Consider the following 11,962-nt stretch of genomic DNA (forward strand, 5'->3'; position numbering starts at 1 on the left):
ATGAAATAAGATGGTGCGTCTACCCTGACTCGAACAGGGGACCTCTACCATGTCAAGGTAGCGCTCTAACCAACTGAGCTATAGACGCAAACAACATGAGTTGTCGTTCAGACGGCGCGTATAATAGCGACGCCGTCTCTGTGGTGCAAGCAGATTTTTCATCATCACGATTTGTTTGCTTGTCTGTTAACCAATTTCATCGTGTTCGGAGAGTCAGGCCACCGATGCAGGCTTGTGCAAGGCAAACGGCAACGGCTTAATATGTTCAATAAATGACGGCTGCTGAGCCATCGACATGAAGTAATCGCCCAGCCTGTCGGATTCACTTAATACCGCCTGCCAGTATTTTATCCGGGTTGGCGCATCCATGGTTTCAAAATCTTTACGATCAGGAATTTTGCCATACGGCAAATTGGCAACAAACTCTGAGGATGGCACCAGCATCACGGTGTTGTAGTAATTCTCATAATGCGGCAGGCGATTTTTCAGGTGTTTGTCGAACCAGCCCGGTATCGCAAACGGGTAAAAATGCGGATACAGCACAAGCCCCGGCTCTGGTCCAAATTTCACGTCAAAGTGGTAATCCACAATACCACCGTCGCGGTAGGTCGTCTCCGGCGCCCCAATAATATGCCGGACACTTTGTAACACCATAGGAATAGAGCCTGACGCCAGCAGCGACGTGGAGATACTGTTGTGGCCCAGTTCATAATACTCAGTAGGAATATTGTACGGATCGTCAATGCTAATTTTCGCGTGCGGCGCTGAAAACACGCAGCGGGTGTAGAAACGTCGCAAGTGCCGACGACCCAGCGAGTTTGCCGCCGCGCTCATTGCCAGTCCGGTTAGCTGAGACAGACTGTTATCGCTTTTCACCGGTCCATGGCAGCGTGCCACAATAAAGTGCGCTTTAAAAAGCTCATTGGTGATCAGGTCGAGTTTGCCCTGCTCACCCAGCATATGGCGGATGAGTGCCCTCGCCTTACCGGTGATTTCCCGCGCGGTCGGTTTGTCAGAATACTCGGTGTGCGAATAGTGATCGGCCAGCCGGTTAATTGCAGCCAGCGGATCGCGCTGTACCGCGCAGGCCGCCCTGAACGCGCCCGCAGACGAACCAATAATGTGCAGTGGCGTACCGCGCTGCCTCAGCCACTCAGGGAACAGCACGCGATCAAGCCCGGCCAGTACAAACCACTTAGGTCCGCCTGAGGCACCCAGAAAATATTTGAAATGGCGGGGAAGAAATCCCTCTTTTTTAATTACGCTCATGGCGCCGGGGCCAGCGTATATGTCTAGCGGTGCCAAAGCACGTCCTCACTTTCCGTTCACTGTCAGGTAATGTACCAGTCCGTCCCCCGATTACAATGACTTCTGCTGATATCCGTCCATTGGTACAGGTTATGGCATGGGCGTTGAGTCCAGCACCTGCTCCAGTTTATCCATTGCAGACAGCAACGCCTGCTTTTCAGCATCATCCAGCACGGCCAGCAACCGGTCCTGCCACGCCTGGGCGAGTGGCATGATGCGCTGGTACAGCAACTGCCCTTCCCCGGTTAACGCAATACGGTATGCCCGCTTATCTTCACTGGTCTGTTTGCGCGCAATAAGGTCGCGATGAAGCAGTGACTGCACGGCACGCGACACTTTTACTTTGTCCATGCCAGTGCACTGAGCTATCTGCTGGGCACTGAGGTCCGGCTGATCGGCAAGCGTGGCAAGAATGCGCCATTGGGGAATACTGAGGTCGAAGCGTTCGCGGTATACCGACGATACCGCCTGACTCATTTTACCTGCCAGTCTGACCGTACGGTACGGCACAAATTCTTCCAGTTTCAGCGTAGTGCGTGCAGTCATATCACTCCTTTAAGCGTGGGGTAAAGATTCATTGACAGCAGGATGTAGCGTGCTTTTCACATAACACTATACCGTGCAGGGTTTCGGCATTATAGTTTCAAATGAAACTAATTGCACAGGTAAGGTAAAGGATATGAGTGATACCGCATCGCTGTCATACCTGACAGGCTTTGATAACGAACATGAAACCGAAGCGCTGCCTGGCGCACTGCCAAAAGGCCAGTTCAGCCCGCAGCGATGCCCGTATGATCTGTATTGCGAGCAGTTCAGCAGCACGGCCTTTACCGCGCCACGACATAAAAACCGCCGCAGCTGGACCTACCGTATTCGTCCGTCGATTACGATGGGCGACTACACGCCACTGGCCCACCCGCTATTAAAAACGGCGCCGCTGAAAAATACCCCGTGTCCGCCCAATGTGATGCGCTGGGATCCCCTCGACATTCCAACCGAAAGCACCGACTTCATCGACGGTCTGGTGACCATAGCCGCGAACGGCGATGCTGCCACCCAATGCGGTATTGGCATTCACGTTTATCGTGCCAACCGCGATATGGGCAACCGCTTCTTTTGTTCGTCTGACGGTGAATGGCTGCTGGTACCGCAACAGGGTGAACTGCTTGCCAAAACCGAATTTGGTCACCTGGCGGTGAAGCCGGGCGAAATTATGGTGATCCCCCGTGGCGTTAAATTTTCTGTCACACCGGTAGACGGGCCTGTGCGGGGCTACATTTGCGAAAACTACGGCGCTCCGCTGGAGTTGCCTGAGCGTGGCCCGGTGGGTGCCAACGGCTATGCCAACGATCGCGATTTTCAGTATCCGGTAGCGGCATATGAAGACGTTGAGGGCGATTTTGTGCTGGTCAATAAATTCTGTGGCGAGCTGTACGAAGCGCCACTGGATCACTCTGTGCTGGATGTGGTTGCCTGGACTGGGAACTCGGCGCCGTACAAATATGATCTGTCCCGCTTTAACGTTATTAATTCAGTCAGCTTCGACCACCCGGATCCGTCTATCTTTACCGTACTGACCTCGCCGTCCGACTCGGCAGGCGTTGCCAACGTTGATTTTGTTATCTTTCCGCCGCGCTGGATGGTGGCAGAAAACACCTTCCGTCCACCCTGGTATCACCGCAATATCATGAGCGAGTTCATGGGGCTGATTGAAGGTGTTTATGATGCCAAGGAAAAAGGCTTCGTGCCGGGCGGAATGAGCCTGCACAACTGCATGACACCACATGGTCCGGAAGCGGAGGTGTTTGAAAAAGCCTCCACCGTTGAACTTGCACCGCAAAAGTACGAGAACACACTGGCCTTTATGTTTGAGTCCCGTTACGTCATCGCGCCCACGCAGTACGCGCTCGACACGCCATTGCGTCAGCGTGATTACCTGGATTGCTGGAAAGGGCTGAAAAAACACTTTACCGGTAAAAAGTAACCGGTCCTGACGGGCGGGCATTGACAAGTGTAGCGAAAAGTGAACACTTTCAGCGCCCGCCTGACAACAAAATATTCATTTAAATTCAAGCCCTTAAATTTTTTACGCTGCCCGTCACACCAGCATTACCTGTCTCCATCAATATTTCTTTACACCTTTTACAGCGTTTCGTGTTAGCGGGTTGTAAACGCCCTGTTGATTAGGCTTTATCGCCTTTTTAAAATCACCGGCAGACTGATAACCAATAAGAGACAGATGTCATGGCAGATTTATTTGATAACCCGATTGGGCTCGATGGCTTTGAGTTCCTGGAATTTACCGCGCCGGAGAAAGGGATCCTGGAACCCATCTTTGAGGCAATGGGTTTTACCAAAGTAGCACGCCATAAGTCGAAAGACGTTGAACTGTGGCGTCAGGGTGACATTAACCTGCTGAGCAACTACGAGAAAAACTGTCACGCCGAATTTTATGCCGACGAGCACGGCCCGTCTGCCTGCGGCATGGCGTTTCGCGTGAAAGACGCGCAGAAAGCCTATAAAGAAGTGCTTGAGCGCGGTGCACAGCCCATGGACACCTACACAGGTCCGATGGAACTGAAACTGCCGGCTATCAAAGGCATCGGCGGTGCAATGCTGTATCTGATTGACCGCTATGAAGGTGAAAATACCATTTATGACATCGACTTCAACTGGATTGAAGGTGTTGATCGTCACCCCATCGGCTGTGGATTCCACACGCTGGACCACCTGACCCACAACGTTTACCGTGGACGCATGAACTACTGGGCGAATTACTACGAGAAGCTGTTCAACTTCAGAGAAATTCGCTACTTCGACATCAAAGGTGAATACACCGGCCTGTTGTCAAAAGCCATGACCGCTCCTGACGGCAAAATCCGTATTCCTCTGAATGAAGAAGCCGTTGGCGGCGGTGGCCAGATTGAAGAGTTCCTGATGAAGTATAACGGTGAAGGTATTCAGCACATCGCATTTGCGTGTGATGATCTGATCAGCTGCCTGGACAAGCTGCGTGATCGCGGCATGAAGTTCATGACGGCGCCACCAGAAACCTATTATGAAATGCTGGAAGAGCGTCTGCCTGGCCACGGAGAGCCGGTTGATGAGCTGAAATCACGCGGCATTCTGCTTGATGGCACAACAGAAGGCGGCCAGCCGCGTCTGTTACTGCAAATTTTCTCAGAAACCGTATTTGGGCCGGTATTCTTTGAATTTATTCAGCGCAAGCAGGACGAAGGCTTCGGTGAAGGTAACTTTAAAGCGCTGTTTGAATCTATCGAGCGCGACCAGGTTAAACGTGGCGCACTGAAAACAAGCTGACAGACACTGTAATGATAAAAAGCCCGGTATCAACCGGGCTTTTTTATTTCTCCGCTGTTTCATACAGCGCACAACAGGCGCCGGCAACATCGCGTATGGCACAGTATCGCCCGTCACCAAACTGACGCACGTTGCCCAGCATCTCGCCGCCCTGCTTCACTACCGCGTTCAGCGCGACGTCAAGATTGTCCACGGCAAAATACATCAGCCATACCGGCGGTAGCGCGCTGTTAGGCCCTGCAGCGTGACATATACCACCAACCACCTTACCGTCGCTGTCTTTCATAACATAGTCATTGTAGCCGTTCATCGGCACTGCCTCGCGCTGCCAGCCGCAGACCTGCGCGTAAAACTCACACAGACTATCCGCATCCGCTACGCTGATATCACACCATGCACTTATTCCCATTCGCTATTGTCCTGTTAATTTTTTTAAAAGAGTATAGACATTGCCTGTGGAAAATGTTGAGGGTATCTGCTTATTTATCCACTGCGCATTGTTTGCACAAAATTTATTATTTATTACAAACAATAACTTACAGTTAACTCCCAAACTACTTAACAAACTTATCCACAGATTACGTGGATAACACAATGGCGCATTTGCGCAGTAAATGATTTAATAACCGTAGCCTTCTCAGACAACGAGCGACCGCGTTTATGCCAAAACAGACACTGGAACTGCTGCCACAGGAATTCACCATACACAGTTTTGATGTTGACGATGACATCCCTGCTGAGGTGCTGGCCAGTCCTTTGTATTTTCTTGGTAAAACGCCGGATGAACTGTCCATCGTCGTGCCGTCAGACATCGCGCTTACCTCTCTCGATTCAGACACAGGATGGCGGGCTATGGAAATTATTGGCCCCCTGCATCTGTCGATGGTCGGCATCATGGCGCAGATAGGCAAAGTGCTGGCAGATGCCAAAGTCGCGATTTTTGTGGTATCAACCTTTGATACGGACTTTTTCCTTTTAAAAAACAATAAGCTCGATGATGCAGTGAACGCACTGCGGGCCGCGGGCTATACCATCAGATAATTGCTGACTGCATGACAGGACTCTCACACATTCGCAGCGCGGTGCCCACGGTATACAGTAAAAAGCTCGCGATTACGGCGCCGGTGAATGGTAAAACAACGTCACTGAGCAGCGTAGACAATCCACTTTATGCGGCAGGCGCGTGGGGACCCGGTCATGCGGTAGTGACTGCCTCGAGTCAGGTCATCACCCCGCTTGCTGGTGTCATCGCGCTCACCGATCCGCTCGACTACGCCGTTATAGTAAATGCAGAGAACGGTGTCAGAATGAAAATCAAACTGGGAGACAATACCGGCTCACTGCTGGGTGAAAAGTGTTTTTTCAACGTAAAAAAAGGCGATGCTGCAGGCAGGAACGCCCCGCTTATGACCTTTTCCCCTGCCTGGCTTAAACAGCAGCATGTTGAGCCGGTCTGCCTCGTCACTCTGTTAAATGCGGATAAAGCCCGGGCCGTGGTGCCCACTGACCGGTCTCAGGTTACCGCCGGTGAAGATGTGCTTTTCACCCTGTACGTATAAGGCACCTGACCATGCGTCTGTTTACGCTGCGTTCAGTTTTGCATTCGTTTCAGATAGACTTGCCAGCACGATGTAATGAGGTATCACACACATGACAACCACTCTGTATGGTATTGCGAACTGCGATACGGTGAAAAAAGCAAAAAAATGGCTGGCCGCCAATAACATTAATTATGTTTTTCATGACTTCAGAAAGGACGGTCTGGATAAAGCCTGGCTGGACGCTGTCGCCGAACAGGTCGACTGGAGTGTACTGCTGAATAAGCGTGGAACCACATTCAGACAGCTTCCCGACGAAGATAAACAGGACATCGATAAAGACAAAGCCCTGGCTCTGATGCTGGCCCATCCGGCCATGATAAAACGCCCGGTGCTGCTGCATAACGACACCTGCCAGGTTGGCTTTTCAGAGGCGGTATATCAGGATGTGTTCGCCAATGAATGACGTCATTGCGCTGACAAAAGCGCTCATCAACCGCCCGTCTGTGACACCTATCGATGCTGGCTGTCAGGACATGATGAAAGCGCATCTGGAAAAGCTTGGGTTTACTAATGAAACCATGGTGTTTGAAGACACCACGAACCTGTGGTCACGGCGTAACACCGACGGTCCGGTACTCTGCTTTGCCGGCCATACCGATGTCGTGCCTAGCGGCCCTGAAAATGCCTGGAAAACACCGCCGTTTACCGCCACCGAGGTAGATGGGTACCTGCACGGGCGCGGCGCAGCCGACATGAAGGGCAGTCTGGCCGCCATGTTAGTTGCCGTGGAGCGCTTCGTCACCGATTACCCTGCGCACAAAGGCAGCATTGCCTTTCTTATTACCAGTGACGAAGAGGGCCCGTTTATCAACGGGACAACACGGGTTATTGATACTTTGGAGGCGCGCAACGAGAAAATCACCTGGTGTGTGGTCGGCGAGCCTTCCAGCACAAATGAAGTGGGCGATATTGTCAAAAACGGACGCCGTGGCTCACTGACCGGCGATCTGGTGATAAAGGGGATCCAGGGCCATGTTGCCTATCCGCATCTGGCCAAAAACCCGGTGCATGAAGCCGCCGCCGCGCTGCATGAACTGGCACACACTCACTGGGATGACGGCAATGCGTTTTTCCCGCCCACCAGTTTCCAGATATCCAACATTCATGCCGGGACCGGCGCTGGCAATGTCATTCCCGGTTTACTTGAGGTCTGTTTTAACTTCCGTTTCTCTACCGAGGTCACCGATCAGGAGCTCATTCGTCGGGTAACCACCGTACTGGACGCCCACGAACTGGATTACGACATTAAATGGACATTCAACGGTCAGCCTTTCCTGACCGACTCCGGTGCCCTGCTGGATGCCGTGCAGCAGGCAATCAGTACCGTCACCGGTAAGCCCACAACACTGTCAACGGCCGGGGGAACCTCTGATGGCCGCTTTATCGCGCCGACCGGCGCAGAAGTTGTCGAACTTGGCCCGGTAAACGCTACGATCCACAAGATTGACGAGTGTGTGAAGATGGATGACTTAACCAGGCTGACCGACATGTACTATCACATTATGGTGAACCTGCTGACATGACAGGCGCTGATGCACTGACCAGAGAATGGCTGAGCGCGGATCCGTCGTGGCTGGCCGATGCCGGCGACGGACACCGGCTTCATCATGACGTGGTGGGCCCCTTCGTTGCCATGCAGCAGGCCGCCCGCGAAGACGGTATCGATTGTCAGATTGTCAGTGGCTACCGCAGTGTTGAGCGTCAGCTGTCGATATGGAACCGCAAATGGCACGGCGCCCTGCCACTGTATGATCAGCATGGCGAAAAACTCGATACCGCTGCGCTGTCAGACAGTGAAAAACTGCACGCAATCCTGATGTATTCGGCCTTGCCCGGTGCCAGTCGCCATCACTGGGGCACCGACCTTGACGTTTATGACAAACAGCGGGTGCAGGACTGGTCAGGCAATTTTTCACTGGTCAACGACGAGTACCTTGGCGACGGCCCCTGTGCCGTATTGTCACAGTGGCTTGATGATCATGCAGCGGATTACGGCTTTTCCCGCCCCTATGCGCAGTATCAGGGCGGCGTTGCACCCGAACTGTGGCATCTCAGCCATCGACAGACCGCACAGCCCTTTGAGGCCGCACTGAGAGCCGATGCCTTAAAAACCTTTCTTTCCGGCGCGGACGTTGCCGGAAAAACGACCATTCTGGCAGCGTTCGACACGCTGTTCACCCGCTATGTACTTAATCAGGGGACATTATGACAACCGGATGGATCATCGCCATTGTGCTGCTGGTGCTGGGCATCGTCGTGGGTAATTTACTGTTGCTGAAACACAGTGCCAGACTGAAAATAAACACCCGAAGAAAAGACGGCTCAACGGTCAAAGACAACAACGTCAACTTTGACGACGAAGACGACTGGAAGTAACACAGCGGGGTAATACCCTGGTCACGCCAGGCCAGACTGACGTCAGATAATCAGAGGGTGTGCAACCCGCGATTTACTTCCGTCTGAGGCATGGATGCCGAAGCCGAGCCCCCATGGATGGGTGCACGGCGTGAAGTAAAGCGCGGGTTGCACACCCTTGCTGCGTCCGTCAGGCAAGTCGAACAGCGGTGCCGCTGATACTGACCATCAGCATGCTGCCTTTTTCGCCAATCACCTGATAGTCGATATCTATGCCCACAACGGCATTGGCGCCCATGTGCAGCGCCTCCTGCTCCAGTTCACTGAAGGCCATTTTCCGGGCCTTGGTCAGCTCATCTTCGTATGAGCCGGAACGGCCGCCAACGATATCCCGGATGGAGGCGAACAAATCTTTAAACAGATTGGCCCCCATGACAGCTTCACCAATCACAATACCGTGATAAGCCTCAATAGTTTTACCTTCCACGCTGGGTGTTGTTGTCAGGATCATGGTAATTCCTTTTTCTCGTCAGGTTGTAGCAGCGCTGCGAGCTGACTACACCGCGTCGTCGCATCCTGCTCAGAATAGGGGATGGCCGGTTGCCTGCCCCATACCGGGTGTGGCCACGCCACATCATTTTTATAGCGCGCAACGTGATGCACGTGCAACTGTGACACCACGTTGCCTAATGCTGCCACATTCATTTTGTCGGGCCCGAACACCTGCTGCATGACCCGGCTGACGTGCAGAGACTCCTGCCACAGCTGTTGCTGATCGGTCTCGCTGAGTTCGGTGAACTCGATGACATTGTCGCGGCGCGGTACCAGAATAAGCCACGGAAACTGGCTGTCATTCATCAACAGCACCCGGCACAGTGGTAGGTCGGCCACCTTCAGCGTGTCGCCCTGCAGGCGTTCATCCAGCTTAAACATCAAGATCACTCAGGGTGGTCGGAACCACGGTCAGCAGTGCACGCTGACCCAGTGCAACGTTGGCGTTTGGAAACACAATCGCCTCACCATCCTGCTGCGCAACATACTCTGCACCAGACTCACTGGCCAGCACCGTCCCTTTATCATAATCCGTAAAGTTAGGGGTATCGTCGGCGAAATGCAGTTTAAAATCGTCTTTATGACGATTTATTACCTGATAAACCCGATAAATATCCAGGCTGTCCAGGTCAACATCAGGGGCAAAGTCCGGCTCACTGATAAGCCGCGTGATCGCCTCCCGCGCATCAGCAAACCGGCTCATGTCGTTTTGCCCGAACGGGCGCACTTTACCCAGCTCAACGGTAAACGCATGCGCACCGTGAGTATGTGAAGAATAGTAACTGAATGTCGTTGTCGGGCTTTCAGACAGCAGGATTGTTTTTACCCCGCAGGCAGCCAGAAACGCCAGTTGGCCTCGACTGTGACGACGTTCATGCAAATAGGGATACACTGCAAACTTCTCATTTTTTGAGGCGCGGATTGCGGTATGTAAGTCGTAATGATAACGCCGGCTGCCTGGGCCTGCATCGGCAAAAAACGTGGTTATGGCCTCCTCCAGCTGCTTCGCACGCCGGCGCTCGTCATTCACCAGGCCCTCACCCGCGGAATGTGCGCCACTGAAAAGGCGGTTCATGTTCTCTTCGACAAAGCGCTCACCAATGTCCATGGCGGGCAGATTACCGAACAAAAACAGTACAGAATGCGCCAGTGTCAGTGTGCCGGTCAGAATGGCTCTGACCAGATCGTCACAGATTTCTATCGGCGCGGTCTCGTTGCCGTGCACACCACAGGACAGCACAATAAATTTGTCGGCCGTTGCGCCGACAGGATCAAACCGGATGATACCAGGCGCTATTACGTTTACCCGCGTGTCGTTACTTAATGTGAATGGTGGCAGCGAGGTCACAGCGTCAGGCTGTCGTCTGGATAACTGCAGAAATTCGCCATGCTCGGTCAGTAAAGCTGTCATCAAAAATCCCGTTTGCTGAAAATGACGCTAGTCTACCGAGAGCGCACGAGAAATGCCAAAAAAGCGCGAAAATTCAGGCGCTCGCCTGGCGCCTTGGAGAACTTCCAATAATCAGATCGCTATTGGCCAGGGCAATAAACTCTTTTATCGGCACGGCGCGTGAGAACAGATACCCCTGCCCTGTTTTAATGCCGATATCGCGCAAAATATGTAATTGCTCGAGGGTCTCAATACCTTCCGCCAGCACATCACAGTTCTTGGCCTGACCGATAATACGTGCAGCCTCGATAATCGCCCGGTTCACCGGATTGTCATCCAGCGCCATCACAAAGGTTTTGTCTATCTTCAGGGCATTAATATCGAGATCACGAATGTAGGCAAGGTTGGAATAGCCTTTACCAAAATCATCCACTGATATGCTGACGTTCATCGCCCTGAGCTGCTGTAGCTGCTTTTTGACCATCAGCGAATTCGACAACGCCACGTCTTCTGTCAGTTCCAGTTCCAGTCGGTGCAGCGGAATGCTGTAGCTCTTGCTGAGTAATACCAGCGTGGGGATCAGCTGACTGTCGTATAGCTGTGTAGGCGAGATGTTGACGGACAGGTTCATCGACTTGCCACTGACATCCAGTTCAGCGAGGCTACGGAAGGCCTGCTCGAAGGTCCAGTAGGCCAGTTCGTTCATCATGTTGTACGACTCTGCCGCCTCAATCAGCGGCCCCGGGAACAGCACACCGTCGAGCGGGTGATTCCACCGCAGCAGACACTCTGCCCCCACCACATCGAGTGTCATCAGGTCAACTTTGGGCTGAAAATACAGTTCCAGTTCACCCTGGGTCAGTGCACGCGTCAAGTCCGCTTTCAGCGCCAGACTGCGACCGGTATTAGCCTTGTCGTCAGTGCTCAGGTAATAAAAGTTCTGGTATTTGTTTTCTTTCGCCTGCTTGAGCGCGGCTTCTGCACGCGAGACGAACGCCGTCAAGTCAGTATTTTTACATTTGCCGCCAACAACACCCACATTGAAGTCGGCAATAAAGGCATGCGACCCGTAGTGCATGGGCGTTTTGAAATGCTCGACAAGCCGCTCGAACATCCGCTGCATCTGCATCTGGGTGCGCCGGCCGGGGAATATCAGGCCAAAGACATCGCCACTGATGCGTCCCAGCTCAACCTCTTCTTCAAACAAGCGTGAAATACGGTTGGCAATTTCCAGCAGAAACTGGTCGCCAACTTCAATGCCCAGACTGCTGGTCACATCAGAAAAGCGCACAATATCAACCAGCATCAGAGACAGGTGCGAATGCTGCCGCGCATGCCGTTCGACATTATCGATAAACGCGTAACGATTCGGAATAGTGGCCAGAGACAGGTGTCGGCGGCGTTGATTTACCATCATCAGGTAATACTGCTAGCG

General features: G+C 52.8%; 15 protein-coding genes and 1 tRNA gene. 8 read left to right on the forward strand and 8 right to left on the reverse strand.

Going from position 1 to position 11,962, the window contains the following annotated elements:
* Window positions 1-11: 11 nt before the first annotated feature.
* The 3 genes from AB1N33_RS08780 to AB1N33_RS08790 all read right to left on the reverse strand — a co-directional run bounded on the left by AB1N33_RS08780 (window position 12) and on the right by AB1N33_RS08790 (window position 1,854).
* Window positions 12-88: transfer RNA gene (locus AB1N33_RS08780), tRNA-Val, on the reverse strand.
* Between the two features lie 125 nt (window positions 89-213).
* Window positions 214-1,305: a patatin-like phospholipase domain-containing protein gene (locus tag AB1N33_RS08785; RefSeq protein ID WP_411271174.1), complete on the reverse strand. Its 1,092-nt coding sequence runs from the start codon at window positions 1,303-1,305 to the stop codon at window positions 214-216.
* 93 nt (window positions 1,306-1,398) lie between these two features.
* Window positions 1,399-1,854, reverse strand: a complete 456-nt coding sequence (locus AB1N33_RS08790) for a MarR family winged helix-turn-helix transcriptional regulator (RefSeq protein ID WP_411271175.1) — start codon at window positions 1,852-1,854, stop codon at window positions 1,399-1,401.
* Window positions 1,855-1,987: 133 nt separating this feature from the next.
* On the opposite strand from AB1N33_RS08790, the gene hmgA reads away from it, so the two are divergent.
* The gene (gene hmgA, locus AB1N33_RS08795; RefSeq protein WP_411271176.1) at window positions 1,988-3,292 is read left to right on the forward strand and encodes a homogentisate 1,2-dioxygenase; all 1,305 of its coding nucleotides are present in this window, start codon (window positions 1,988-1,990) and stop codon (window positions 3,290-3,292) included.
* A gap of 260 nt (window positions 3,293-3,552) precedes the next feature.
* Window positions 3,553-4,629: a 4-hydroxyphenylpyruvate dioxygenase gene (hppD, locus tag AB1N33_RS08800; RefSeq protein ID WP_411271177.1), complete on the forward strand. Its 1,077-nt coding sequence runs from the start codon at window positions 3,553-3,555 to the stop codon at window positions 4,627-4,629.
* A gap of 43 nt (window positions 4,630-4,672) precedes the next feature.
* Here hppD and AB1N33_RS08805 read toward each other — a convergent pair whose 3' ends face one another.
* Window positions 4,673-5,038 carry a VOC family protein gene (locus tag AB1N33_RS08805; RefSeq protein WP_411271178.1) on the reverse strand — a complete coding sequence of 122 codons (366 nt, stop codon included), beginning with the start codon at window positions 5,036-5,038 and terminating at the stop codon, window positions 4,673-4,675.
* A 251-nt stretch (window positions 5,039-5,289) separates the two neighbouring features.
* On the opposite strand from AB1N33_RS08805, the gene AB1N33_RS08810 reads away from it, so the two are divergent.
* The 6 genes from AB1N33_RS08810 to AB1N33_RS08835 all read left to right on the forward strand — a co-directional run bounded on the left by AB1N33_RS08810 (window position 5,290) and on the right by AB1N33_RS08835 (window position 8,606).
* On the forward strand, window positions 5,290-5,670 hold the full coding sequence (locus tag AB1N33_RS08810) for an ACT domain-containing protein (RefSeq protein ID WP_411271179.1): 381 nt from the start codon (window positions 5,290-5,292) through the stop codon (window positions 5,668-5,670).
* A gap of 11 nt (window positions 5,671-5,681) precedes the next feature.
* Window positions 5,682-6,188 carry a PTS sugar transporter subunit IIA gene (locus tag AB1N33_RS08815; RefSeq protein WP_411271180.1) on the forward strand — a complete coding sequence of 169 codons (507 nt, stop codon included), beginning with the start codon at window positions 5,682-5,684 and terminating at the stop codon, window positions 6,186-6,188.
* A gap of 91 nt (window positions 6,189-6,279) precedes the next feature.
* Window positions 6,280-6,633 (forward strand): ArsC family reductase, encoded by a 354-nt coding sequence (locus AB1N33_RS08820; RefSeq protein ID WP_411271181.1) that lies wholly within the window; start codon window positions 6,280-6,282, stop codon window positions 6,631-6,633.
* Entirely contained in the window at window positions 6,626-7,753 is a 1,128-nt protein-coding gene (dapE, locus tag AB1N33_RS08825) for a succinyl-diaminopimelate desuccinylase (RefSeq protein ID WP_411271182.1), read from the forward strand. Before AB1N33_RS08820 ends, dapE begins: the two co-directional genes overlap by 8 nt.
* The gene (locus AB1N33_RS08830) at window positions 7,750-8,439 is read left to right on the forward strand and encodes a M15 family metallopeptidase (protein ID WP_411271183.1); all 690 of its coding nucleotides are present in this window, start codon (window positions 7,750-7,752) and stop codon (window positions 8,437-8,439) included. The genes dapE and AB1N33_RS08830 overlap by 4 nt, the downstream gene beginning before the upstream one ends.
* Window positions 8,436-8,606, forward strand: coding sequence for a DUF2897 family protein (locus AB1N33_RS08835; protein WP_411271184.1), 171 nt, complete (start codon window positions 8,436-8,438; stop codon window positions 8,604-8,606). Before AB1N33_RS08830 ends, AB1N33_RS08835 begins: the two co-directional genes overlap by 4 nt.
* A 169-nt stretch (window positions 8,607-8,775) precedes the next feature.
* Here AB1N33_RS08835 and AB1N33_RS08840 read toward each other — a convergent pair whose 3' ends face one another.
* The 4 genes from AB1N33_RS08840 to AB1N33_RS08855 form a co-directional block, all read right to left on the reverse strand.
* Window positions 8,776-9,096, reverse strand: coding sequence for a heavy metal-binding domain-containing protein (locus AB1N33_RS08840; protein WP_411271185.1), 321 nt, complete (start codon window positions 9,094-9,096; stop codon window positions 8,776-8,778).
* The gene (locus tag AB1N33_RS08845) at window positions 9,093-9,518 is read right to left on the reverse strand and encodes an HIT domain-containing protein (RefSeq protein ID WP_411271186.1); all 426 of its coding nucleotides are present in this window, start codon (window positions 9,516-9,518) and stop codon (window positions 9,093-9,095) included. The genes AB1N33_RS08840 and AB1N33_RS08845 overlap by 4 nt, the downstream gene beginning before the upstream one ends.
* Window positions 9,511-10,548, reverse strand: coding sequence for a succinylglutamate desuccinylase (gene astE, locus AB1N33_RS08850; protein ID WP_411271187.1), 1,038 nt, complete (start codon window positions 10,546-10,548; stop codon window positions 9,511-9,513). Before astE ends, AB1N33_RS08845 begins: the two co-directional genes overlap by 8 nt.
* A gap of 73 nt (window positions 10,549-10,621) precedes the next feature.
* Window positions 10,622-11,944 (reverse strand): putative bifunctional diguanylate cyclase/phosphodiesterase, encoded by a 1,323-nt coding sequence (locus tag AB1N33_RS08855; protein ID WP_411271188.1) that lies wholly within the window; start codon window positions 11,942-11,944, stop codon window positions 10,622-10,624.
* Window positions 11,945-11,962: the final 18 nt, after the last annotated feature.

It is taken from the genome of Alteromonas nitratireducens (assembly GCF_040812025.1).
Lineage (GTDB): Bacteria > Pseudomonadota > Gammaproteobacteria > Enterobacterales > Alteromonadaceae > Alteromonas > Alteromonas nitratireducens.